The sequence below is a fragment of the Blastococcus sp. PRF04-17 genome, assembly GCF_023016265.1.
Taxonomy (GTDB): Bacteria; Actinomycetota; Actinomycetes; order Mycobacteriales; family Geodermatophilaceae; genus Blastococcus_B.
The window spans coordinates 407,942-431,533 of the sequence record NZ_CP095412.1 but is presented as its reverse complement, the minus strand read 5'-3'; the positions used below and the strand labels follow the sequence as shown (position 1 = coordinate 431,533).

The window sequence follows — 23,592 nt, the reverse complement described above, 5'->3', positions numbered from 1 at the left end:
CCCTACCCCGCTACCGGGGTCGAGTGCACGTCAGGCCCCCTGCAGGGTCCCGTCGCGAGCGTGCGAGCGGTGGGGGAAGGGGGTCCTTTCTCAGTACCAGTTGTGGGCCTGCGAGTGGCCCCATGCGGCGCAGGGCGAGCCGTAGCGCTGCTCGATGTAGATCAGCCCGGCGTCGATCTGCCGGTAGCCGTCCGACGTCTTCGCGATGCCCGTGCCGGCCCAGGTGGAGTCGAGGAACTGCGGGATCCCGTACGCGGTGCTCGTCGGGTTCTGCGCGTTCGGGTTCCAGCCGCTCTCCTTGCCCCACAGGTTCTCCAGGCAGCTGAACTCGCTGCCGCTGCCCCCGAGCTTCTGCATGGCGTAGTCCTGGTACGAGCCGGAGGGAGCCACCGGTGCGCTGGTGCCCCGGCCCGGACCTGCCGCGGCGGCCTCGGCCTCGGCGCGGCGGGCGGCCTCGGCAGCGGCGGCCTCGGCGGCGGCCTTCTCGGCCGCGGCCTTGCGGGCTGCCTCCTCCGCCGCGATGCGGTCCCGCTCGGCCCGGTCGGCGGCGGCCTGGGCCTGCGCGGCGGCGGTGCGCGCGTCCTCGCGCTCGCTGCGGCTGGCGGCCAGCTGCTCGAGCGGCCGCACGGCCTCCTCGGCGGCGAGCGGCGCCGGCGACCCGGCCGGGATGCCGAGCTGCTCGGCGATGCTGACCGACTTCAGCTGGGGATCGGCCTCGGCGGGCGCACCGGCGGTGAGGACGCTGACCATGAGGGCGCCGGAAGCGGCCACTCCCAGGTACAGGGCGGGACGGCGACCGGACAGCGGCGGGCGCGAGGCGGAACGGCGGAGGGCGTGCAGGGACGTGCGGGAACGCAGATTCATGAAGCCGTTTCTTCCGTGTGCCGCCTACCGAGTTAGCTGACGGATTCGGGCGGGAAGCAGCCCTACCGGCCGTGAGCGAGTGGCTCACGGCCCGATTCACCCCAGTACTGCGGTGGGTCCCCGGCTCACCCTCGCTCCAGGTGCGTGGTGCTGTTCGGAGCTGCGGGCGACTCGGCGGCGCCCGGCGCGGTCTCCCCGGCTGGGGATGTGCGGGCCGGCCGGACGGGACTCACGCTAACCGTCGTTATCGGGCCGTGACAATGCCGGGACCAGGACGGCGACCGTGATCCATCTCGCGCCCGGCTCAGGGAAGACGCCAGACGGTCGTCCGGCGGGCCGGCGGGCCCTCGACGTCCGGCACCTCGTACTCCGCCACGGACACGAGCCCCTCGCGCGGCACGTAGGCCCGGCCCGGGTCGCCCAGGAAGACCGACGCTCCACCGAGCCATGCACGCCCGAGGTAGGGCAGCACCCGCGCGGTCATCTCGCGGTCGTAGCAGACGTCTCCGGCCAGGACGACCTCCAGCTCCGGGTCGGGGTCGGCGTCCAGGACGTCGCCGGCGACGGTGAACGGCCCGACCCCGTTCTCCTCCGCGTTCACCACCACCGCGGTCTGCGCGTACGGGTCGACGTCGCTGGCGACCACCCGCGCCGCGCCGGCCAGAGCGGCCGCCACCGCGACCAGGCCGCTGCCCGCCCCGAGGTCGAGCACGGTCCGCCCGGCGACGACGTCCGGGTGGTCGAGCACGTAGCGGGCCAGCGCCTGGCCGCCCGGCCACGCGGCCGCCCAGAACGGAGGATCCGAGCCCGGGTCGACCTGCCCCTGCTCCATCGCCTCCCAGAGCGCGACGACGTCGTCCGCGACGAGCAGCGTCACCTCGGGCACGAGCGAGGGACGCGCCGGCCGGGTGTGCGCACGGACGAACTCCGCCGGGACGTCGGCCACGCCGGTCAGCTCAGCCCGCGGGCTTCGGGGGCGCGGCGCGCTTGGCGATCAGCTTCCAGTACGACCCGGGCATCAGCCGGACCAGGACGTCGGGCACCCGGGCGCTCCAGCCGATGAGCAGCCGCGGCCGGCGCTTCTCGATCGCGGTCATGATCTGCGCGGCGGCGTCCTCGGGCGGGATCGACAGCAGCTTCTTGAACTGCCGCTGCCCCTGCTCGTACTCCTCGCGGGAGACGCCGGAGCCGACCCGGGCGCTCTCGGCGATGCGGGTCCTGATCCCACCGGGGTGGACGACGGTGACGCCGACGCGGTCCTCGGCCAGTTCGTGCCGCACGGCCTCCGAGAACCCGCGGACGGCGAACTTCGAGGCCGCGTACGCCGCCTGGCCGGCCGGGGCGAAGATGCCGAAGACGCTGGACACGTTGACCACGTGCGAGCCGGGGTGCGACTTGAGCACCGGCACGAACGCGTGGGTCAGCCGGACGACGCTGCGGAAGTTGACCGACATGACCCAGTCGAAGTCCTCGAGCGTCACCTGGTCCAGCCGCCCGCCCAGCGCGACGCCGGCGTTGTTGACCAGCAGCGTGGTCTCCGGGTGCTCGGCGGCGAGCGTCGCGGCCAGCGCGTCGGTGGCCGCGTCGTCGGAGAGGTCGGCCACGTGCGTGGCGAGGCCGAGGCCCGGGTGTGCGGCCCGGAGCCGGTCGGCGACGTCGCCGAGCCGGTCCTTGTCGCGGTCGACCAGGACCAGGTTGCTGCCGCGCGCGGCCAGCTGGACGGCGAGTGCCTCGCCGATGCCGCTGGCTGCTCCGGTGACGACGGCCGTGCCGCCGGCGAACTGGTAGGGCTGCATCACGCGACCGCCTTCTCCGTCGTGGTCGGCACGCCCCGCGAGAAGGTCATGCCCTCGTCCTCGAGCGAGCCCCGCCGCATGAGCTGGACGTCGCGGATGTAGTTCTGGTGCAGCCGCCACGGCTTGCGGCGGCCCTGCTTGGGCAGCTGCGTCAGGCTGCGCTGCACGTACCCGGACGCGAGGTCCAGGAACGGCTGGTCGGCACCCTCCGGCGGCGCCACGGGCGTGGCCGCGACGTAGCCCTCGGCGTCCATGTGGTTGAGCAGCCGGCACACGTAGCGGTTGACCAGGTCTGCCTTGAGCGTCCACGAGGCGTTCGTGTAACCGATGACCATGGAGAAGTTGGGCACGCCGGAGATCATCATCCCCTTGTAGGAGACGGTCTCCGACAGGTCGACCGGCCGGCCGTCCCGGCAGAGCGTCATGCCGCCGATCGGCAGCAGGTTCAGACCGGTCGCGGTCACGATCACGTCGGCGTCGAGGTGCTCCCCCGACTCCAGCTCGATGCCCTTCTCGGTGAAGGTCCTGATCCGGCCGGTGACGATCGAGGCGTCGCCGCGGCGGAGGCTGCGGAACAGGTCGCCGTCCGGCACGAGACACAGCCGCTGGTCCCACGGGTCGTACGGCGGGTTGAAGTGGGTGCCCACGTCGACGCCGGGCAGCTGCTTCTGGGTGAGCCGGTGCAGCAGCTTCCTCGCGGCCTTCGGGAAGCGCTGGCTGAACTGGTAGAAGGCGGTCGAGAGCAGGACGTTCTTCCACCGCACGATCGGATAGGCGAGCTTCTCCGGCAGCTTGTCCCGCAGGAACCGGGCCAGCGGGTCGCGGCCGGGCAGCGTCATCACGTAGCTCGGCGTCCGCTGGAGCATGGTGACGTGCTCGGCGGCCCCGGCCAGGTTCGGGACCAGGGTCACCGCCGTCGCGCCGCTGCCGATCACGACGATCCGCTTGCCGGTGGCGTCGAAGTCCTCCGGCCAGTGCTGCGGATGGATGACCTGGCCGGGAAAGCGCTCCTCACCCGGGAACTCCGGGCGGAAACCCTCGTCGTAGCGGTAGTAGCCGGAGCAGACCGTCAGCCACGAGCAGGTGAACCGGACCGTCGCACCGGTGTCGGTGCGGCGGGCGGTCACCGTCCAGCGGGCGTCCGCGCTCGACCAGTCGGCCGACAGCACCTGGTGGTGGAAGCGGATCTTCGCCTCGACCCCGTGCTCGCGGGCGGTCTCCTGGATGTAGGAGCGGATCGCCGCGCCGTCGGCGATGGCCTTCGAGTCCTTCCACGGCCGGAAGGCGTAGCCGAGGGTGAACATGTCCGAGTCCGACCTGATGCCGGGATAGCGGAACAGGTCCCAGGTCCCGCCGATCGCCCCGCGGGACTCGAGGATCAGGTAGCTCTTGCCCGGGCACTCGTCCTGCAGGTGGCAGGCCGCGCCGATACCGGACAGCCCGGCTCCGACGACGAGGACGTCGACGTGCTGGACGTCGGGCTGCTCCGGTGCCATGTGCGCACTCCAGGGGTCTGGCCGGGGGCCGGCGTGGCGGGCGCTGCCGCGGAACTCTGCTGCAGCGACGTTATCGACACCCTGTCGAACGAGTCAACACGGTGTCGAGACACGCGCTCCGAGACGTATCCTGCGTCACGTGCGAACCCCTGCCGGCGAGCCGTCCGTGCGCGGACGCCGTGCCTCCCGCCCGTCGGGAGACGATCGCGAGCTGGCGATCCTCGCGACCGCCGAGCGGCTGCTGGCCGAGCGCCCGCTGAGCGCCGTCTCGGTCGACGACCTCGCGCGCGGCGCCGGCATCTCCCGGCCCACCTTCTACTTCTACTTCGCGTCGAAGGACGACGTCCTGCTGACCCTGCTGGACCGGGTGGTGGCCGAGGCCGACGCCGCGATGCGCGACGCCTTCAGCCGGCCGGCCGCCGGCCCGCGGGAGGCCTGGCGCCGGGCGATCGCCGCGTACTTCGCGACGTTCCGGGCGCACCGGCCGCTCACCCTGGCGTGGGCCGAGGCCCGGCCGACCAATCGCGAGATCCGCGAACTGTGGGCGCGCGTCTTCGAGAACTGGGTCGAGCGGTGCGCGGTCGTCGTGGAGGCCGAGCGCGCCCGGGGGGCTGCGCCGCCCGGTCCCCCGGCCCGGGATCTGGCCGTGGTCCTCAACTCGATGAACGAGCGCGTCCTGTACGCGACGTTCAGCGGCGACGGCCCGGCCGTCGCCGAGGACGACGTGGTCGACGTCCTGCTCGAAGTGTGGCTGCGCGCCGTCTACGGCGCGGCACCGGCCGACTGAGCCCGGGGCGAGCCGGGTCTCACTCGGTCGCGACAGCGCTCCCGGAAGCGGCGTCGATCTCCCGACCGGTCGCACCGGTGCGGACGACGGTGACGGGGCAGGCGGCGTGGTGCACCAGCTGGTCACTGGTGGAGCCGAGCAGCAGCCCACGGAAGCCGCCGCGGCCGCGGGCGCCGACCACCAGCAGGTTGGCGCCCTCGGAGGCGGCGAGCAGGCCCGCGGCCGGCTTGTCGTGCACGACGTGGCAGTTGACCCGCACGGCCGGGTCGAGCCGAGCGGCCTTCACGTGCCTGGTCAGCTCGTCGAGGACGGCCTGCTCCCACTCGGGCAGCGGCGGCACGTAGCCGGGCGACCAGCTGCTCGGCTGCGGGGCGGTCATCATCGCCCAGGCCCGGACCACGTGGAGCTCGATGTCGGCCCGGCGGGCCAGGCGGGCAGCCCACACCAGCGCGTCCTGTGCGCACTTCGAGCCGTCGTGTCCCACGACGATGCCGCCCTCGACCCGCACGACCTCAACGACGTCGTCCACTGCTGCCTCCTCCTCGGCGCCTGCGCTTCGGGGGAAGCTTCTCACCCCTCCTGGCCGGTCAGGACGGCACCGGCTGCGGACGGCCGGTCCGGAGGACCCGCTCGTCCGGCGCCTCCTCGGGAGTGCGGTCGTCGGCCACGATGTTGTCGACCATCCGCACCGACCGAAGTTCGGGCGCCGCGGGGGCGGGCGGCGCCTCGGGCAGGGTGCCCAGCACCGCCTTGATGGCCTCCCCGATCTGATCGGTCAGTCGGCGCAGCATCTGGCGCGCCTCGTCCCGCTGGCGGCGCAGGTTGTCGACCTGCTGCTGCACCGCGAGCAGGTGCTCGGTGGCCGCCCGGTCGGCGCGTTCGCGCGCCTGAGCGGCCTCGTCGTCCAGGCGCTGCCGCTCCTGGGCCGCGGCCGCCAGGATCTCCTCGGCCTCCGACCGGGCCCGGTCGACCTGGGCGGCGGCCGCCGCGCGCTCCCGCCGGGCGTGCTCGAGCAGTTCGTCGGCCGAGGCGACGGCCAGCTCCTTGATCTCGTGCGCCTTGCGCAGCCGGGCGTCGGCCTCGACGCGGGCCTCGGCGAGGATCTGCTCCGCCTCCCGCGCGCCGGCCTCGGTCAGCGCGGCCGCCTCCTCGGAGGCCAGCCGCATCATCTCCTCCACCCGCTCCGAGACGGGGTAGACCTCGCGGCCGCGCGGCGCCTCGGCCAGCAGCCGACGGGAGATCTCCAGCTCGGCGGAGCAGGCGCCGAAACGGCTCAGCAGGTGGTCGATCTGCCGACGAGCGGTCGCCAGCTCCGACTCCGCCCAGGCCGCGTAGTTGTCCACCTGCAGGCGGTCGTACCCTCGCGGCCGCGTGCGGAACACCGGGCGCAGATCCAGCAACTCGTCCAGGTCGCCGGTGAAGTTAGGCTGACCCGCGACCTCGCCCTCGCCCACGTCGCTGCCCGTCGCACGCCGAGACATCCCCACTCCGTCCCCCTGGCTCGTTACACGCCCGTTCCGCGGTTCCGGTTCGGACAGTGCCAGAACCGGGGACGGCGGGACGGCTCCGTGACCAGACCGTGAAGTGGCACCGGCGTAGTTCGTCGCGCTGTGCCAGATCCGCTACGCACCGTCGTCGATCTCGGGTGTCCGGGCGCGGCCGCGGCGCCCGTGCACGGAAGGGCACGCCGGACGGAGCGGCACCGACCCGCATCCGGCCGGGAGGGTCCCCGCCCGTCGGGAGTGACGGCCCGGGCGGTCGGGCATACGGCGAGGGGTGCCCGTGTTGTCGGGAGCAGGTAGTTGCACTCTCAACTAGCAACGGAGACGGACATGCAGTTCGGGATCTTCACGGTCAGCGACATCACCCCCGACCCGACCACCGGTCGCACCCCGACCGAGGCGGAGCGGATCAAGGCCGTCCTCGCGATCGCGCAGAAGGCCGAGGAGGTCGGACTCGACGTCTTCGCCCTGGGCGAGCACCACAACCCGCCCTTCTTCTCCTCCTCCCCCACCACCACGCTCGCCTGGATCGCCGCGAGGACCACGACACTGCAGCTGTCGACGTCCACGACGCTGATCACCACCAACGACCCGGTGAAGATTGCCGAGGACTACGCGATGCTGCAGCACCTGGCCGACGGCCGGGTCGACCTGATGATGGGCCGCGGCAACACCGGCCCGGTCTATCCGTGGTTCGGCCAGGACATCCGCAACGGCATCGAGCTGGCGGTGGAGAACTACGCCCTGCTGCGCCGGCTGTGGCGCGAGGACGTCGTGAACTGGGAGGGCAAGTACCGCACTCCCCTGCAGGGCTTCACGTCGACGCCGCGCCCACTCGACGACGTCCCGCCGTTCGTGTGGCACGGCTCGATCCGCAGCCCGCAGATCGCCGAGCAGGCCGCGTACTACGGCGACGGCTTCTTCCACAACCACATCTTCTGGCCGCCGGAGCACACCCAGCGGATGGTCGAGTTCTACCGCCGCCGGTTCGAGCACTACGGGCACGGCGCCGCCGACCAGGCGATCGTCGGGCTCGGCGGGCAGGTGTTCATGCGCAAGAGGTCGCAGGACGCGGTCGAGGAGTTCCGCCCGTACTTCGACGTCGCGCCGGTCTACGGCCACGGCCCGTCGCTGGAGGAGTTCACCGAGCAGACCCCGTTGACCGTGGGCAGCCCCCAGCAGGTCATCGAGCGCACCCTCGGGTTCCGTGACTACGTGGGCGACTACCAGCGCCAGCTGTTCCTGATCGACCATGCCGGCCTGCCGCTGAAGACCGTGCTCGAGCAGCTGGACCTGCTCGGCGAGGAGGTCGTGCCGGTCCTGCGCAAGGAGTTCGCCGCGCTCAAGCCGGCGCACGTGCCGGACGCGCCGACGCACGCATCGCTCGTCGCGGCCGCCGGCGGCGCCAAGGACTCCACCGTCCACGCACCTGCCGACTCGGTGACCGGCCAGGCCTCGTCCCAGGCCCGCGAGGAGATCGAGGTCCGATGACCACCCGCACACTCGCCGTGGTGAGCGCCGGGCTGTCCGATCCGTCGTCCACCCGGCTGCTCGCCGACCGGCTGACCGCGGCCGCCGTCGAGGCGCTCCGCGAGCGTGGCATCACCGCCACCGTCGAGGTGGTCGAGCTGCGGGAGCACGCCCGCAACCTGGCCGACAACCTGCTGACCGGCTTCCCCAACAGGTCGTTGCAGGCGGCGGTCGACACGGTGGCCGGCGCCGACGGGCTGATCGCCGTCACACCGATCTTCTCGGCGTCCTACAGCGGCCTGTTCAAGACGTTCTTCGACGTCCTGGACAAGGACGCGCTCGCCGGAAAGCCGGTCGTCCTGGGCGCCACCGCCGGGACGGCGCGTCACTCGCTGGCCCTCGAGCACGCGCTGCGGCCGCTGTTCGCCTACCTGCGTGCGGTGGTGCTGCCGACCGCGGTGTTCGCCGCGTCGGAGGACTGGGCCGGTGGCGGGGTGGACCGGGCGCTCGCCGGGCGCATCGACCGGGCGGCCGGCGAGCTGGCCGACCTGATGGCCGGCCGCCCGCCGGCCGCTCCGGCGGACCCGTTCGCCGACCCGGCGACCTCGTTCGAGGAGCTGCTGCGCGGCCAGTGAGTCAGGGGCCGCCCGGGGCGCCGCGGACGAACTCCACCCGCACCGCCTCGTCGGGCAGGACGACGACCACGCCGTACCCCGGCGTCCACTCGTCGGAGACCAGGAAGTACGTGTCGTTCGTGTACTCGAGCAGCCGCAGGCCGACGTAGCGGTACAGGTAGGCACTCTGCTCGGGGTCCAGCTCCTCCTCCCGGGCCCCCGGTGCGTCGATGTGCAGGTGCTGGGCGCTGTAGACGACGACCTGCGGCTGCCGGTCCAGTCCGTCGAGGAAGCCGAGGGCCAGCCGGCGGCCCTCGACCTGGGCGTAGTTGGCCGCGGCGGAGAACAGGCAGATGCCGGCGAGCAGCGCGGCACTGGCCCGCACCACGACGTCGCGGGACGCCGACAGCGGCACGTCCTCACCGGTGCGCTGCCGGACCTTGAGCACGTAGAGCAGCAGCAGCAGCGCGGCGGCCAGCGCGAGCGGAAAGGCGACGAACGCCGTCGCCGGCCACAGCGGCCGGGCCAGCCACACGGCCAGCGGCAGCAGCACCACGGCCGCCAGCAGGCCACGCAGCGTCCACCGCACGGCCCGGTCACGGACTCCCCGCGCGGCGATGCGCCCGGCCAGCCAGTGGTCCAGCGCCACCCAGACCAGCCCGGCGGCACCGACCGCGATCAGCAGGATGAGCACCGGCCGCACGCTGCGCAGCAGGTACTCCCGGGTCGAGACCCGGAACAGGCTCTCGTCGACCCCGAGCCACCGGGACTGCTCGGAGATCCTGACCCAGCCGAAGTACACCAGCAGGGCGGTCAGGACGGCGGCGTTGGCCACCACCCCCGCCATGGCGCGGAGCAGCGAGTTGCGGTCGGTGGGCTGCGTCTCGGTCAGGGCGCGTCCCCGTCCGCGCCGTCGGTCTCCCCGGTGCCCTCGGTGCCCTCGCCCTCCGTGCCCTCGCCCTCCGTGCCCTCGCCCTCGGCGCCGTTCCCCTCGGTGCCGTTCCCCTCGGTGCCGTCCGTCCCCTCCCCGCCCTCGGTGCCGTTCCCCTCCGTGCCGGTCTCCCCCGTGCCGTTCTCCCCCGTGCCTTCGGTGCCGTTCTCCTCGGACGACACGACGGACTCGTCCTCGTCGGTGCGGGGATCGTCCTTGTGGAACTCGCCGGTGGTCTCGTCGAACGTCTCCACCCACGGCGGGGCCTCCCCCTCGGGGCAGCCGAAGGACTCCCGGGGTTCCTGGTGGACCACGCTCGACACCGACCGGTGGACCGAGCAGACGTTGGGCCAGTTGCCCATGCCGCCGGTGCCGTACTTGCCGGCCATGAGGTCGTACCAGGAGCGGGCGCCCTGGACGTCGCCCTGGCACGCGCGGGCGCCGGCCAGGTAGACGAGCACGTTGCGCGGGCTCTCGAACCCGCGCCAGTTCGCGTCGACGAACGCCTCGGCGCCGTCGCAGCGCAGCAGGGCGTCGTAGCCGCCGATCTCGCCGGTGGTGCCCACGGAGTTGTCGCTGGCCGGGAGGCTCCAGTCGTACTCCTCCTCGCCGCCACCGCCGGAGCCGCCGCCCCCGCCCCCGGAGCCGCCGCCCCCGCCCCCGGAGCCGCCGCCCCCGCCCCCGGAGCCGCCTCCGCCGCCCGAGCCCCCACCGCCGCCGTTCCCGTCGGGGTCGACGCTGGAGCTGTCCCCGGCGGCGTCGGTGTCGGTGGGCGTCGCCACGTCGCCGCAGCCGGTGAGGAGCAACAGCGCCACCCCGCCCACCACCAGGCAGACCCGCCGGGGCGTGCGTCGTGCGACCGCGTGTCCGATCACGGTGTCCCCCTTCGCCGGCGCGCGTGGCCGGTCCCGCCTGTCAGAGGGTTCGCCGTCGCGCCCGGAGCCACCAGACGCCGCGGAACGCTCACGCACCGGCGCGGCGATGCGTCACGCGCCGATCACGTAGCTGTGCGTTGCGCGGCCTCGGTCAGCCGACGGCGGTGGGCGACGGTGGCGCGGTGCCGCCCTGCGGCGCGTGCTCGGTCATCAGCCGCACGATCTCCGCGCGGTCGGCGGCCGACGGGAGTCCCCAGTCCTCGGCGTACCCGTAGACGTCCCGCAGCGGGGTCGACGCCGTCCGACCGGTCAGGACCTCGACCGATCCGGTGTCGATCAGGCCGGGGTGCTCCACGCCGCAGGCCTCCGCCACCTTGAGCAGGTCGCGGCGCAGCGTCGACACGTAGTTGGCCAGGCGGACCGACTTGAGGGTGGGGTCCAGGCCGTGGGCGAGCCACTTGTTCTGGGTGGCGACTCCCGTCGGGCAGGTGTCGGTGTGGCACTTCTGCGCCTGGATGCAGCCGATCGCCAGCATCGCCTCGCGCGCGACGTTGACCATGTCGCAGCCCAGCGCGAAGGCGACGACCGCGTTGTCCGGCAGCCCGAGCTTGCCGGCGCCGACGAAGGCGACCTGCTCGTGCAGCCCGGCGCCGGCGAAGACGGAGTAGACGCGCGCGAAGCCGAGCTGGAAGGGCAGGGACACCGAGTCGGTGAAGATCAGCGGCGCGGCGCCCGTACCGCCCTCACCGCCGTCGATCGTCACGAAGTCGACACCGCGGTCGGTGGTCGTCATGAGGTCGGCGAGCTCGTGCCAGAAGGCCATGTCGCCGACGGCGGACTTGATGCCCACCGGCAGGCCGGTCTCGGCCGCCAGCAGCTCCACCCAGTCCAGCAGGCTGTCGGTGTCGGAGAACTCTGCGTGCCGCGAAGGACTGACGCAGTCGACCCCCTCGGGCACGCCGCGCGCCTCGGCGATCTCGGCGGAGACCTTGGCCGCCGGCAGCACCCCGCCCAGCCCCGGCTGGCGCCCTGGCTGAGCTTGATCTCCAACGCCCGCACCGGCGCACCGGCCACGAGGTCCTTGAGCCGCTGCAGGTCGAACCGCCCGTGCTCGTCGCGGCAGCCGAAGTACGCCGTCCCGATCTGGTAGATCAGCTCCCCGCCGTGGCGGTGGTGCTTGGAGATGCCCCCCTCGCCCGTGTTGTGCAGGCAGCCGGCCAGCGCGGAGCCCCGGTTGAGCGCCTCGACGGCCGCGCCGGACAGCGAGCCGTAGCTCATCGCCGACACGTTGACCACCGACGCCGGACGGAACGCCCGGGCCCGCCCGCGGGCCGCGCCGACGACCTTGGCCGCGGGCACGGCGACGTCCTGGCCGACCTCGACGTGGGTCGGCGGGACCGCGCGGCCGAACGTCCGGTGGTTGATGACCGGGTAACCGGCCGTGTACTCGAGATCGTTGTCCGTGCCGAAGCCGAAGTAGTTGTTGTCCTTCTTCGCCGAGGCGTAGACCCATCGCCGCTGGTCGCGGGTGAAGGGCCGCTCCTCGTTGTTGCCCGCGACGAGGTACTGGCGGAGCTCGGGCCCGATCGCCTCGAGCAGGTACCGGGCGTGGCCCAGCACGGGGAAGTTGCGCAGCAGCGTGTGCTCGCGTTGCAGCAGGTCACGGGCGGCGACCGCGGCCAGCGCGCTGAGGCCCGCGGCGGCCGCCCTCGAGGCGAGGCTCATGGCCACACCCTCCACGACGGCGCCCCGGCGTCAAGTCGAACCCGTCCGGCGGGAGGATCGTCACCGGTCAGCGGTAGGCCGAACCCCCGCGCAGACGGGCGGCCACCGCGAGGTGCAGCGGCACGAGGACCACCCCGTCGCGGGCCAGCCGCTGGCGCAGCAGACGGCGATGCCGTACGACGCCGACCAGGCCGACGGCCCAGAACAGGTACTGCACGGAGAAGGCCGCGCGGAACGCGTCGAGCGAGTAGGCGGTCGACGCTCCCGGGGTCAGCAGATCGAGCACGGCCCCCACGGCGAGGACCGTGAGCAGCGACGCGACGAAGCCGCCGACGTTCACCACGCCGCTGGCGCTGCCCATGCGCTCGACCGGGTTCCAGGTCCGGGCGTAGTCGAAGCCGATCATCGAACCGGGCCCGTTCGTCCCGAGGACGACGACCAGCACGACCAGCAGCGGAAGGGGCGCGCGTCCGGGCCACAGCAGGACGACGGTCCAGACCGTCACCGTCATCGCGAGGATGGCGAAGACCAGGACCGACCGGCGCAGCGGCCACCGACCGCAGAGCCGGCCGAGCACGGGGCCGACACCCATGCCGACGAGCACCAGCAGGGTGAGCAGACCCGCCGCGGTCGCCGGCGATCGCCCCTGGCCCACGACGAGGAACGGATAGCCCCACAGCAGGGCGAACACGGTGCCCGAGAACTGGGTGACCAGGTGCGTGTACAGCCCGATGCGGGTGCCCGACTCCCGCCACGTGTCGGCGAGGCGGCGGCGGAGCTCGGCGGCGTCCACCGGGGGTGGGGCCGTCGTGCCTCGCGGCGCATCCCGGAGGGCCACGAGGACGAGCACCGCCACCAGCGCGCCGGTCGCCGCCGCGCCGAGGAACGTCGTCCGCCACGACGTGACGTGGAGCAGCGCGACGAGCGGATAGGCCGCGGCGATGGAACCGGCCTGCCCGAGGATGCCGGTGAGCTGGGTGATCAGCGGAACGGTGCCGCCGGGGAACCACAGGGAGACCACCCGCAGCACGCTGATGAAGGTCATGGCGTCGCCCGCGCCGACGAGCACCCGCGCCGCGATCGCCGTGGGCACGTCGGAGGCCAGCGCCAGCACCAGCTGGCCACCGGCCATGGTGAGCGCGCCCGCGAGGATCATCCGCCGGGAGCCGAACCGGTCGAGCGCGACGCCCACGGGGATCTGGAGCGCGGCGTAGACGGCCAGCTGCAGGACGAGGAACAGCGAGACGACGGACGCGCCGGCCGAGAAGCGCTCCTGGGCGTCGACGGCGGCGACTCCGAGGGAGGACCGGTGGAAGACGGCGATCGCGTATGCGAACAGCGCGATGCCCCAAACGAGGTAGGCGCCGCGCGCCGCTCGGGCGGCCGTACCGGACGTCGTCACCTGATGACAGACGCCATGAGGACGCCGGGCCTTCCCGTCCGCGCCGTGAATCGCCTCACCCGGGCATCGGTAGCGATACAGTCCCGTCTGATGCACGGCCCACCGCTCCCGCTGGAAGACCCCGCGGTCGACGACGGCTACCGCCGCGGGCGCATCCTCCGGGCGCTGGCGACCTGCCTGGAGGAGAAGGGGTACGCCGCCACGACGAGCGCCGACATCGCCCGGGTCGCACAGGTCTCCAAGAGTGCGCTCTACGCACACTTCCACGACAAGGAGGAGTGCCTCCTCGAGCTCGTCTCGCGGGCGACCGACAAGGTCCTCGAGACCATCCGTCGCAGCCAGGAGGAGGCGGTCGAGGCGGACGTCCCGTGGCGGGAGCGGCTGCGCCTGGCGGTCGCGACACTCCTCGACGCGCTGGGCTCGGGGCCGGAGGTCGCGTGGGCGGTCGTCGTCGAGGTCCAGGCGGCCGGGCGGCGCGGCCGGGCGCTCCGGCGCAACCTGTTGGACCGGTACACGGCCCTGATCCGCGAGACCGCCGCCGACCTGGCCCGGCGCTTCCCGGACGAGGTGCGGGAGGTCGACGAGAAGCAGGTCGTGGCCGCGGTCGGCGGCATCCACGAGCTCATGCTCCTGCGCGTGGAACGAGGCGACGCGGCCCGGCTCGCCGAGGAGACCGATGCCGCCGCCCAGGTGCTGGTCGGCCTGCTCGAACGCCGACGCCCTTGAAGCAGGCGAGCCGGCGCCCGCGCGGCCACGGCTCAGCGCATCTCGACGTTGCCCACCGAACCCGACCGGATGCACACCTCGACCCCGGCCTCCGCGGTCACCTGCAGGGCGTCGCCCTCCCCGACCAGGCGGACGTACAGGGTGTGGGCACCCCGCCGCACCGGAGCCTCCACGACGTCCCCCGACGGCATCGCCACGGTCAGGACCCCGTCGCGGCTCGCCTCGTAGCGGAGCTCCGCCGTCCAGACCCAGTTGAACAGGGCGCCTTCCAGCGGAACCACCGCCGGCCGGCCGGCCACCGGCCACCCGCACTCTCCGGCCGGCGGCTCGACGACCCGGAAGCCGCCCACCACGTGGGCGGGCCGCAGCCGTCCCTCGTCGTCCAGGATGCGGAGCTCGTGAGTCGACGCGGCGAAGGAGGGACGGTCCACCAGCGGTCGGAACAGCTGGAAGAACTGGTTGCTGGGGTAGAAGAGCCCGTTCAGGATGTCGTCCGGCACGGGCTGGTCGAGGAGCGGCTCCTCGTCGGCGGCGGCGGCCAGTTCCGCCTCGACGGTGGCGAGATAGGCCATCGTCCTGTGCTGCGACCACACCTCCACGTAGTGGACGGTGCTCACCAGGGAGCTGGCGACGAACGCCGAGACGGTCAGGAACAGGGCGAGGCCCGCGACCGCGGAGGACCGAACTCGATCGAGCATGCGGCGCACGCGGGACGGTCCTGCGGGAGAGCGGCTCGGCAGGACCGCCAGCAGCCCGAGGACCACGGCGAGGACCACGACGTCCCCGGCGTAGTACCGGTAGGTGAGAGGAAGCAGCTCACCGGTGCCGAACATCCCGCGACCGAGGCCGACGAGGAGCGCACCGGACAGCGAGTAGCCGCCGAGCAGCAGCCAGAGCGCTGCTGCCCCACGGAGCCGCCAGCACGTCCAGACCACGAGCAGGAGCAGCACGAGCCCGCTTCCCGCGACGAGTGGGCCGGGAGGCGCGATGTGCGGGGTGTCCGGTGGTCCGCTCGTCCACGACCACGGGCCGCCCAGGAGCGCGGCCACCGGCGCCACCAGGGCGGCCCGGGTGGTCGCGGCGACCTGGGAGACGGTCGCCGACCCGACCGCCTCGGGCGGGACGCTGTTGGTGAACGCCCAGAACCAGACCGCCAGGACCCCTGCCGACCCCGACCACAGGTACCGGCCACGACGCCACGTCTCCAGGACCGGACGCGCATGTCCCTCGGCGAAGAGCAGCACCGCCACCAGGGCGAAGGCCACGAAGGGCAGCAGCACCGCCCGCTCGTAGAACGAGAGCGTCACCGCGAGCGCCACCGCACCGGTGAGGGCGTAGCGCATCCGGCCGGACCGCACGAGCAGGACGGCGTCGGCGACCACCCAGGCCAGCCCGATCTGCAGCGGAAGCGAGTTCATCGCGGCCGACCACCAGGCGAAGAACCCCAGGTTGAGCGGCGAGAACAGGTACACCGCGAGGGCGGCGACCATCGCGGGCCGATCGCCGACCAGCAGCCGCAGCAGCCGGAGGACGGCGAAGGCGCCGAGCACCTGGAGGGCGACCAACGCGACGGCTCGGGGCCACCACTCGAGCGGCGCCACACGGGTCAGCGCGCCGTCGAGCACCAGCGCTCCCGGCATGAAGTGGCCGCCGTGCTGGGCCAGCAGCAGGTCGGCGGAGAACAACGGGAACTGCAGGGCACGGGTGCCGTAGTGCAGGTCGTCCCCGTAGAGGCCTCGCTGGCTGACGAACCAGACCCGCACGGCCACGTGCAGGACGAGGAGCAGCACGAGGGCGACGAGCAGCCGGCGACTGCCGGTCCACCGCCACGAGAGCCCGGGGACGCCGCGGGGAGAGTCCGGACCGGGCGGTGCGGGGCGCGCGACATCCCGCGTATCGACTGCGTGCGCCACTCTTCTCCCCTCGGACCGCCCCGGGGAGTGTAGGCAGGTCAGGGCTCCGGAGCGGTCGACGACCGCCGACCCGACCCGTGCGGGTGAGCGCACGTCATCCGCACGGGTCGGTCGGCTGCCGTCCCGAGCGCTGCTCTCTCTAGGCTCGTGCGGTGCCGACGCGCAGGACGGAAGCCCAGTGACCGCATCGGTCGCGCCGGACGGCGGTGCCGTCGGGCGCACGGAACACGAATTCCCCGGCCTGGACGGCGTACGGGTACTCGCCGCCACCGCCGTCGTGCTCACCCATGCCGCGTTCTGGACGACGGCCGGAGGAAGCACCGTGGCCGACCGTGCCCTCGCCCGGCTCGACGTCGGCGTCGCCGTGTTCTTCGTGCTCTCGGGCTTCCTCCTGGGCCGGCCGTTCGTCCGTGCCGCCGCCTCCGGCCGGCCGCGGCCTCGCGCCGCCGGATACCTGTGGCGCCGGGGCCTGCGGATCCTGCCCGCGTACTGGGTGGCCGTCGTCGCCGCCCTGCTTCTCCTGCCCGGCAACGAGGAGGCCACGGTCGGGGACTGGGTCCGCCACCTGCTGCTCGTGCAGATCTACGACGGCCGTCCGGACGCCGTGGGACTGACCCACCTGTGGAGCATGTGCACCGAGGTGTCCTTCTACCTGCTGCTCCCCTGGCTGGCGGCCGGCCTCCTCCGCCTCGCCGGCCGGACGTGGCGGCCGGACCGCCTGCTCGCCGCGCTCGTCGTGCTCGCCCTCGCCGGCTGGGTCTGGGTGGCCGGCATCTGGTTGCTCGACCTCGACGGGGTCACCCCGCACCTCTGGCTGCCCACCCACCTCGCCTGGTTCGCCGGCGGCATGGCGCTGGCGGTGCTGAGCCTGGGCGACCCGGACCGGACGACCGCCCGGGTGGCCCGCGACGTCGCGTCGAGCTTCTGGACCTGCTGGGCGCTGGCCGCCGCGGCGTTCTGGCTGGCGTGCAGCCCCGTGGCCGGGCCGCTCGGGCTCGAGGACCCGACCCCGGCGCAGGCCGTCGCCAAGAGCATGCTGTACCTGGCGGTCGGCGTGCTCCTGGTCGCCCCGCTGGTCCTGGGTCGTCGCCCCCTGGGCGCGGTCGGCTCCGTGCTCGGCGGACGGCCGGCTCGCGTGCTGGCCGAGCTCTCGTACGGCTTGTTCCTCTTCCACATGCCGGTGCTGGTCGGGCTCTACCACCTGCTCGGCTGGCCCCCGTTCAGCGGGCCGTTCTGGTTCGTCGCGATCGTCACCTGGCTGGGCGGCACCGCGGTGGCCGGCGCCTGCTACCTGCTGCTCGAGAAGCCCGTCCGGCGCTGGCGCTCGCTGGTGCCGGCTCAGGCGCCGGAACCCGCTCGGCGCGCGGGACCCGCGGATGATGCCGGCGCACAGACCGAGAGCACGACACCGGCCAACGCGGTCAGCACGAGCAGCTGACGCACCGGCTCGACGGCGTCCCCGGCGGCGAGCAGCGCACCGGCGGCCAGCACGCACGCCGTCGACACGAGGGCGAGCGCGCGGTAACGGCGTGCCCGGCCGAACACCGCCGCGACCACCGCGACGGCCAACAGCGACCAGAGACCTCCGATGGCGAGCAGCAACCCACCCGCGGCCGCGGCCACGAGCACCGACGGCACCCCTCGGCCAGGCCTCCGGGACGGAGTCGGCGCGCGGTGCCGTGCGGGGACCCGCGCCAGGACGACGAGCAGCGCCGCGGCGGCCGCCCCGGCCAGCAACGCGGTCCGGTAGGCGCTCCCCGGCTCGAAGGTCAGCTCGACGACGCCGGCCGCACCGGGCGGAACCAGGTAGCCCTGCTGCCATCCGTCCACCTGCACCGCGCGCAGCGGGTCGCCGTCCAGGGTGGCCCGCCACCCGTCGTTGACGTTCTCCGGGACGACGAGCAGCGTGGGCTGGTCCCGGCGGTCGATCTCGAGCACCCGGTTCTCGGCCTCCCAGCGGCCCGCGTCGACCGCCCGGCGCTCCGCGGTGACGGGCAACGCGGTCCCGACCCGCCGCAGCGTCGCGGATTCCACGCCGAGAGCGGCGGTGCTCGCCGCGACCAGCGAGTGCTCCCCCGCGTCCAGTGACAGCGTGCCCGGCGCCGGCGCACCCCCCGGGGCCGCAGCGGCGGCGGGCGGGCAGATGGTGAGCTCCAGCGGCCGGAGGTCGAGCAGCTCACGCACCGTCGCCTGCGCCGAGGTCGGGTACCGGACGCCGTCGACGACGACGTCGGGGCCCTCGCCGCACGCGAGGTCGACGCGGGCGTCGACGGAGAGCGACGGGACTCCGGGGATCTCCAGCTCGCTCACGCCGACGCCCAGCTCCGACCGCTCGCCGGTGTACGTGTCGAGCGACGTCAGCTCCACGCGGGTGAGGAAGTCGATCGACAGGGAATCGGTCACCAGCGCCGGGAAGGTGGCGATCCCCCGCCGGTCCAGGGTCACCAGCCGCTCGGCGCCGCCCGCGCGGAGTGTGAGGACCAGCGGCCGAGCGGCCGCGGTGCCGGCCGTGTAGTGCACGCGGATCTGCGTGATGCGCTGCTCGGTCGGCCAGCTGACGCGCAGCCGTTCGCCGGGCCCCGGTGCGGCCAGCCACGCCGTCGCGGGGTCTCCGTCGACGGCGGCCCACGGACCGGCACGGGGGTCGGGCACCACCGAACCGTTCGACCGCGCGCGGACCCCTCCGGCGGCCGAGGCGATCAGCCGGTCCAGCGCGGCGCCGGGGCGCGGTCGCGCCGTGACCGCGAGCCCGTAGTCGGCGGGTGCGGGCACGGTGAAGGCGCGGTCCAGTCCGTGCGGCTCCTCGGCCGACGTCACCAGCGACGGCAGGCACCGGGGCCGGCCACCGCCATCGGCGACGCACCCGTGGCCGGGCGGATTCGACGCGTCGAACGAGAACCCCTCGACGGCCTCGTCCGACCCGCTCGGGGCGGGCAGAACCACGGTCCGGCTCACCTCCAGGCCGGGGACCGAGACCTCCGCGAGCCCGAAGACCACGGGATCGCCGGAACCGGTGTCCGGCTCGGCGACGAGCCGGATCGACCGCGTCGAGCCCTCCGGCAGGACCACGCGCAGGGACCGGTCGCCGGGGGCGAGCCGCAGCGAGGTGCTCCCGCTGTCGGTGACCACCCGGACCCGATCCGGCGGCGCGGCGGCGGTCGCGTCGTCCAGGCGGAGCCGGATCTCCCCGTTCGGCAGCGGCCGGTCCAGGTCGATCTGCCACCAGACCCCGCCCGGCCGCGCGGGCACGGGGGCCGGCCGCCACGCCGTGGCCGGGTCCCCGTCGACGGCGGCGAAGGGGTGCTCGCCCGGCCGGACGCCCAGGCCGTTGTCGGCGTCGGCTCCCGACCCCGACGCCGTGACGGTCGCTCCCGCGATGCGGACGAACGACTCGTTGGCCTCGTGGCCGGGGATCAGGTAGTCCCGCACCGGCCGGTCGAGGCGCAGCGGGTCGGCGGGCGTCAGCCCTGCCGACGCCGAGCCGACGACGGCTCCGGGGTTGCGTTCGCGCCGCACGAGGGCGTCGCTGACCAGGGTGCCGCCGGTCGGCGCGACCTGCGCGCCGGCGACGATGGCCGTCCGGTTCCGCAGCAGCCCGTGCTCCTCGAGCGCCAGGACGGCGTCGGGACCGCCGACCACCTCGACCGTGCTCGACAGCGGGACCGTGTAGGCCGAGGGCACCGTTCCATCGACCGCGTAGACCGCGACGGCCGGCACCGGGCTGTCGACCCGGCCGTCGGTGACGATGCCGGAGAGACCGTTGCCGGCGAAGAGCTCGGGCCCGAACCCGGCGACGCGGACGATGCCGGGCGAGTCGTCGAGCGCCTGCCGGACCAGGGCTAGGCGGGAGGTCCGGGCGGCCGGCGCGTCCAGGTCGTTGCGCACCACGAGATGGGAGTAGCCCGAGCGGGCGAGGAAGCGGGTGAGCCCGGCGGATCCCTGCCCGCGACCGAGGCGGTCCTCCACCGCGTCGAGCCCGCGGATGTGGCCTGTGGGGGTGAGCGGTATGGCGTTGCGCACGCCCCAGCTCGACTCGGCCAGCGGCTGCAGGGGCTCGTCCCCCGTCGTCCCCCAGATGTAGGTGCCGAAGGACGACGCGGGCACCAGCAGCGCGCGGCCGCTCTGCTGCTGGGCGGCCAGCCAGCTCGCCGTCTCCTGCCAGTAGACCGGGACGTCGGTGAATCCGGTCGGTGGCGTGAGGCGGCCCGCCACGGCCGGCTGCGCCGTCGCGGCCACCCCCGCGACGACGAGCGCGGCCGCGGCGGCGCCGAGCAGTCGACGGCCGGTGCGGCGCCGGGGGCGCAGCAGGACGGCCACGAGGTGCACGAGTCCCAGCACCAGGGGCAGGCGGACGACGGGGTCGAACTTGTGCAGGTTGCGCAGTGGCGCGAGGACGCCGTCGAGCAGGTCGCGCATCGACCCCGCCCCGGCCCCGGCCACCGAGGCCACGTGACCGGCGGACACCAGTGCGACGCCGGTCAGCACGCCGAGGACCAGCCAGCGCCGGTGGGGCATGTCCTGTCGCGCCAGGGCCGCCAGGCCCGCCGCCGCGACCACGAGGGTGCCGGCCACCGGCAGCGCCGCGGAGAGCAGGTCCCAGCCGGCCGGCCACTGCGGACCCCGGGGACCGCCGAGTCCGGCGAACCACTGCGAGGTCCCGCGGAGCACCTGTACGAGCTCGGTGCCGGCGGTCGTGGTCGTCGCCGTCTCGATGTGGTCGAGGAACGGCGTGCTGTACCGGCCGAGCAGCAGCAGCGGGCCGACCCACCACGCCGTCGCGAGCGCGACCGAGGCGGTCCACCAGCCGATGAGGCGGCGCTTGCGGGGGCCGCCCGGAAGCATGAGCAGCCACAGCGCGGCGAGCGGGAGCACGGCGGCGGTGGCGACCGCGTTGACCCCACCGATGCACAGGACGGCGACGCCCGACAGGGCGGCGGCGCGGCGGGGGAGCCCGCACGTGCCCCGGCGACCAGGGGCACCAGCACCCAGGGTGCGACCGCCATCGGGAGCACCTCCACCGAGGTCAGCCCGATGCCGCTGACCATGCGCGGCGCGAGCGCGTACGCGAGCCCGCCGACGATGCGTGTCGCCGGGGTGCCCAGTCCGAGCGCGCGAGCGAGCCGGACCACGCCGAAGTAGGCCACGCACAGCAGGAGCGCCCACCACAGACGCTGCACGATCCACGTGGGGATCCCCGCCGCGTCGCCGAGGGCGAAGAACGGGCCCATCGGGAACAGGTAGCCGTAGGCCTGGTTCTGCACCTGCCCGCCGAACCCCTCGGGCTCCCAGAGCCGCAGGGCGCGCTCGAGGAAGGCCAGCGGGTCGACGGCCAGGTCGAGCTTCGTGTCAGGGACGACGCGACCCGGCTGCTGGGTCAGCACCAGCCCGAGGAAGCCCAGGACCACCGCGGCATGGCGCAGGCCGAGGACGAGGCGCGAGGGCGGCGGGGCCGACTGCGCGGTCGCCGGCGGGGTGGATGCGCGGGAGCCCGCCGGCGACGCGCCGGCGGGCTCCTGGGTCAGGACGGTGCTCACGGTCTCCTCGACGGGGAGCGGACCCCCCGGCCGCTCAGTTCGCCGCGGCCGTCGGCACGGGGCGCTCCTCGTCCCGGTCGACCGCGTGCCGCGGCGGGGTGCTGTCAGCCGCACGCGGCGCGAAGGCGGCCAGCACAGCACCGGCGACGAGTGCCAGCACGCCCAGGACACCGAGCACCCACGGCAGGATGGTGCCCACGAGCCGGATCTGGCTCCGGGTGTCGGCGGCGTCCTCCGCGTTCCTGGCCAGGGTCTCGTCGTCCGGGCCGAAGGTCGCGGCGAGGATCGTGGCGCCGGTCGCGCCGTTCGGGTTCTTGAGCACGATGCGCGGGTTCTCCACCGAGCTCACGATCTTGCCGCTCACCGGCTCGACGAGGATGGTGCGCTCGTTCGAGTAGACGACGTCCGCCGTCACCGACGGCTCGTCGGAGGCCGCGAGCCGGCCGGGCACCTCGGTCCGGTCGATCTCCGTCGCCGGGATGGAGACCTCGAAGCGGTAGACGTCGACGCCCTCGACCGTGTCCTCGCCGGCGTAGCCGGCCGTCACGGGAGCGCCGATGTTGCCGTTCCACACCTGGTAGTCCCGCTTCTGCGTGTCGAACGGGAAGGTCAGCGTCAGGCCCTCGATCTCGGCGGTGCGCGCCGCGCACTCGACCGCCTCGCCGTTCGTGCGGTCGAGGCAGTTGACGTTCTCGCTCGGGTCGACGATCAGCTCGCCGTCGGCGTCGGTGATCGAGGTGCCGTAGTGCCACACCGCCACGTCGTCGTTCGCCTCGTCGGCTCCCGGGTCACCCTCGACCAGGAGGTTGACGATGACGGTTCCCCGGGCCTCCTCGAGCTCCGACCGGTCGAGGTACCGGGCGTCCTCGTCCACCGAGATCACGGTCGACTGCTGGTCGAGCGGCAGGCGGACCAGGGTCGGGGCGAGCACCAGGCTCATCATCAGGGCCCCGACGAGCAGGAACGCCCCCAGACCCAGCAGAACCAGCCCGATGGTGCGTGCTCGCATGCCCAATGCTCCTCAAGCTCGTCGCGACAACACCCTTGTGTCGCAGCGCGGCAACACTACTGGCGAGTAGGGCGCTGTCCAATCCCGCTTGGTACGCACCCGTACCGATGCCTGGTACCGACGCGTATCAGGGTGAATGCAGTCACCCTGACGAGTGACCGGGCACCCGTGGTACGGGTTCGTACCACCGGTCGCGCCCAGCCGCTCCGCCGCAGCGGAATTCACCGCCGGTGCATGACCACCACGAGGTTCCACGACACGAGCTCGCGCAGCAGGGGCACCGCGACCACCCATCGGGCCCACCACGGGTGGTAACGCGGGAACGTCGCGACGACCGCCACGTCGGGGCAGTTCCGCGCCCACCGGAGAGCGGCCCCCACCGAGACGCGGAAGAGGGACTCGCCGTACCTGTTCTTCGGCTCGCGCCCCGTGCGACGGGTGTACCGGCGTCGCGCGCGCAGGCCGCCGAGGTAGTGCCACGGGGCGGTCTCGTGCCCGCCCCAGGGCGACCACCACGGTGTGAAGGACAGGAAGACCGTGCCTCCCGGCCTGGTCACGCGCACCATCTCGCCGGCCATCGTCCACGGCGAGCGGACGTGCTCGAGCACGTTGGACGAGTAGCAGACGTCCACCGACGCCGTCCGGATCGGGAGCGCCTCGCCGCTGGCCCGCACGGTCCCCGGCGACGCCTCCCCGCGAGCGGTCATCTCACCGGCGTCGGGCTCGAGCCCCACGTACCTCGCCCCGGCGGCGCGGAAGGCGTCGGCGAAGTAGCCGGGCCCGCCACCCACGTCCAGCACCGTCGCGCCGTCGAGTGTCACGTGCTCGCGGAGCTGCCGGACCGAGTCCGCCGCGAGGACCCCGTAGAACAGATCCGGATCGGTCTGCTCGTGCAGGAATGCGCGGAAAAGCGCGACCGAGCGCGACAGGGTCGCGGAGCGAGCCATT

18 protein-coding genes, 2 pseudogenes and 1 riboswitch are annotated in these 23,592 nt (G+C 73.8%); of the genes and pseudogenes, 5 read left to right on the top strand and 15 right to left on the bottom strand.

Annotated elements, in window-relative coordinates; translation table 11 throughout:
* Positions 1-90: 90 nt before the first annotated feature.
* The 4 genes from MVA48_RS02155 to MVA48_RS02140 form a co-directional block, all read right to left on the bottom strand.
* Entirely contained in the window at positions 91-864 is a 774-nt protein-coding gene (locus MVA48_RS02155; protein ID WP_246985259.1) for a transglycosylase SLT domain-containing protein, read from the bottom strand.
* Positions 865-870: 6 nt separating this feature from the next.
* Positions 871-1,024, bottom strand: a riboswitch (cyclic di-AMP (ydaO/yuaA leader).
* A 144-nt stretch (positions 1,025-1,168) separates the two neighbouring features.
* Positions 1,169-1,810, bottom strand: coding sequence for a class I SAM-dependent methyltransferase (locus tag MVA48_RS02150; RefSeq protein WP_246985257.1), 642 nt, complete (start codon positions 1,808-1,810; stop codon positions 1,169-1,171).
* 10 nt (positions 1,811-1,820) lie between these two features.
* Complete coding sequence (locus MVA48_RS02145; protein WP_246989034.1) at positions 1,821-2,660, bottom strand: SDR family NAD(P)-dependent oxidoreductase; 840 nt, start codon at positions 2,658-2,660, stop codon at positions 1,821-1,823.
* Entirely contained in the window at positions 2,660-4,156 is a 1,497-nt protein-coding gene (locus MVA48_RS02140) for a flavin-containing monooxygenase (protein ID WP_246985255.1), read from the bottom strand. Before MVA48_RS02140 ends, MVA48_RS02145 begins: the two co-directional genes overlap by 1 nt.
* A 139-nt stretch (positions 4,157-4,295) precedes the next feature.
* Between MVA48_RS02140 and MVA48_RS02135 the strand changes: the two genes are divergently transcribed.
* Positions 4,296-4,943, top strand: a complete 648-nt coding sequence (locus tag MVA48_RS02135) for a TetR/AcrR family transcriptional regulator (protein ID WP_246985253.1) — start codon at positions 4,296-4,298, stop codon at positions 4,941-4,943.
* Positions 4,944-4,962: 19 nt separating this feature from the next.
* On the opposite strand, the gene MVA48_RS02130 is transcribed toward MVA48_RS02135, so the two are convergent.
* Entirely contained in the window at positions 4,963-5,472 is a 510-nt protein-coding gene (locus MVA48_RS02130; RefSeq protein ID WP_246985251.1) for a universal stress protein, read from the bottom strand.
* 58 nt (positions 5,473-5,530) lie between these two features.
* Positions 5,531-6,424, bottom strand: a complete 894-nt coding sequence (locus MVA48_RS02125) for a DivIVA domain-containing protein (RefSeq protein WP_246985250.1) — start codon at positions 6,422-6,424, stop codon at positions 5,531-5,533.
* Between the two features lie 351 nt (positions 6,425-6,775).
* Here MVA48_RS02125 and MVA48_RS02120 point away from each other — a divergent pair, with 351 nt between their 5' ends.
* Together MVA48_RS02120 and MVA48_RS02115 are read left to right on the top strand one after the other, a co-directional pair.
* A complete protein-coding gene (locus MVA48_RS02120; RefSeq protein WP_246985248.1) occupies positions 6,776-7,936 on the top strand; it encodes an LLM class flavin-dependent oxidoreductase in 1,161 nt (386 codons plus the stop codon).
* Entirely contained in the window at positions 7,933-8,550 is a 618-nt protein-coding gene (locus MVA48_RS02115; RefSeq protein ID WP_246985246.1) for an FMN reductase, read from the top strand. Before MVA48_RS02120 ends, MVA48_RS02115 begins: the two co-directional genes overlap by 4 nt.
* Position 8,551: 1 nt before the next feature.
* Here the strand turns inward: MVA48_RS02115 and MVA48_RS02110 are convergent, their stop codons facing one another.
* From MVA48_RS02110 to MVA48_RS02095, 4 genes and pseudogenes are all read right to left on the bottom strand, one after another.
* On the bottom strand, positions 8,552-9,376 hold the full coding sequence (locus MVA48_RS02110) for a hypothetical protein (RefSeq protein ID WP_246985244.1): 825 nt from the start codon (positions 9,374-9,376) through the stop codon (positions 8,552-8,554).
* Between the two features lie 41 nt (positions 9,377-9,417).
* Positions 9,418-10,335: a hypothetical protein gene (locus MVA48_RS02105; RefSeq protein WP_246985242.1), complete on the bottom strand. Its 918-nt coding sequence runs from the start codon at positions 10,333-10,335 to the stop codon at positions 9,418-9,420.
* A gap of 151 nt (positions 10,336-10,486) precedes the next feature.
* Positions 10,487-11,613: pseudogene (locus MVA48_RS02100) on the bottom strand (glutamate synthase-related protein).
* A 514-nt stretch (positions 11,614-12,127) separates the two neighbouring features.
* Positions 12,128-13,462: an MFS transporter gene (locus tag MVA48_RS02095; RefSeq protein WP_246985240.1), complete on the bottom strand. Its 1,335-nt coding sequence runs from the start codon at positions 13,460-13,462 to the stop codon at positions 12,128-12,130.
* A gap of 90 nt (positions 13,463-13,552) precedes the next feature.
* Between MVA48_RS02095 and MVA48_RS02090 the strand changes: the two genes are divergently transcribed.
* The gene (locus MVA48_RS02090; RefSeq protein WP_246985231.1) at positions 13,553-14,188 is read left to right on the top strand and encodes a TetR/AcrR family transcriptional regulator; all 636 of its coding nucleotides are present in this window, start codon (positions 13,553-13,555) and stop codon (positions 14,186-14,188) included.
* Between the two features lie 32 nt (positions 14,189-14,220).
* Here MVA48_RS02090 and MVA48_RS02085 read toward each other — a convergent pair whose 3' ends face one another.
* Positions 14,221-16,101: a hypothetical protein gene (locus MVA48_RS02085; RefSeq protein WP_246985229.1), complete on the bottom strand. Its 1,881-nt coding sequence runs from the start codon at positions 16,099-16,101 to the stop codon at positions 14,221-14,223.
* Between the two features lie 178 nt (positions 16,102-16,279).
* On the opposite strand from MVA48_RS02085, the gene MVA48_RS02080 reads away from it, so the two are divergent.
* On the top strand, positions 16,280-17,539 hold the full coding sequence (locus MVA48_RS02080) for an acyltransferase family protein (RefSeq protein ID WP_246985227.1): 1,260 nt from the start codon (positions 16,280-16,282) through the stop codon (positions 17,537-17,539).
* Here the strand turns inward: MVA48_RS02080 and MVA48_RS24440 are convergent.
* The 4 genes and pseudogenes from MVA48_RS24440 to MVA48_RS02065 form a co-directional block, all read right to left on the bottom strand.
* Positions 17,440-18,873, bottom strand: a complete 1,434-nt coding sequence (locus tag MVA48_RS24440; protein WP_441300209.1) for a hypothetical protein — start codon at positions 18,871-18,873, stop codon at positions 17,440-17,442. The genes MVA48_RS02080 and MVA48_RS24440 overlap by 100 nt on opposite strands.
* A 717-nt stretch (positions 18,874-19,590) precedes the next feature.
* A pseudogene (locus tag MVA48_RS24435) lies at positions 19,591-21,482 on the bottom strand (alpha-(1->3)-arabinofuranosyltransferase domain-containing protein); the annotation flags it as partial.
* A gap of 187 nt (positions 21,483-21,669) precedes the next feature.
* The gene (locus MVA48_RS02070; protein ID WP_246985225.1) at positions 21,670-22,644 is read right to left on the bottom strand and encodes a DUF3068 domain-containing protein; all 975 of its coding nucleotides are present in this window, start codon (positions 22,642-22,644) and stop codon (positions 21,670-21,672) included.
* Positions 22,645-22,865: 221 nt separating this feature from the next.
* Positions 22,866-23,591 carry a class I SAM-dependent methyltransferase gene (locus tag MVA48_RS02065; protein WP_246985223.1) on the bottom strand — a complete coding sequence of 242 codons (726 nt, stop codon included), beginning with the start codon at positions 23,589-23,591 and terminating at the stop codon, positions 22,866-22,868.
* Position 23,592 lies beyond the last annotated feature (1 nt).

What these genes read in the sequence shown, in the direction of transcription:
- MVA48_RS02065 (WP_246985223.1), bottom strand. Translation starts at nt 23,591, where the DNA reads ATGGCTCGCTCCGCGACCCTGTCGCGCTCGGTCGCGCTTTTCCGCGCA.
- MVA48_RS02110 (WP_246985244.1), bottom strand. Translation starts at nt 9,376, where the DNA reads ATGGCGGGGGTGGTGGCCAACGCCGCCGTCCTGACCGCCCTGCTGGTG.
- MVA48_RS02125 (WP_246985250.1), bottom strand. Translation starts at nt 6,424, where the DNA reads ATGTCTCGGCGTGCGACGGGCAGCGACGTGGGCGAGGGCGAGGTCGCG.
- MVA48_RS02090 (WP_246985231.1), top strand. Translation starts at nt 13,553, where the DNA reads ATGCACGGCCCACCGCTCCCGCTGGAAGACCCCGCGGTCGACGACGGC.
- MVA48_RS02140 (WP_246985255.1), bottom strand. Translation starts at nt 4,156, where the DNA reads ATGGCACCGGAGCAGCCCGACGTCCAGCACGTCGACGTCCTCGTCGTC.
- MVA48_RS02120 (WP_246985248.1), top strand. Translation starts at nt 6,776, where the DNA reads ATGCAGTTCGGGATCTTCACGGTCAGCGACATCACCCCCGACCCGACC.
- MVA48_RS02115 (WP_246985246.1), top strand. Translation starts at nt 7,933, where the DNA reads ATGACCACCCGCACACTCGCCGTGGTGAGCGCCGGGCTGTCCGATCCG.
- MVA48_RS02145 (WP_246989034.1), bottom strand. Translation starts at nt 2,660, where the DNA reads ATGCAGCCCTACCAGTTCGCCGGCGGCACGGCCGTCGTCACCGGAGCA.
- MVA48_RS02070 (WP_246985225.1), bottom strand. Translation starts at nt 22,644, where the DNA reads ATGCGAGCACGCACCATCGGGCTGGTTCTGCTGGGTCTGGGGGCGTTC.
- MVA48_RS02155 (WP_246985259.1), bottom strand. Translation starts at nt 864, where the DNA reads ATGAATCTGCGTTCCCGCACGTCCCTGCACGCCCTCCGCCGTTCCGCC.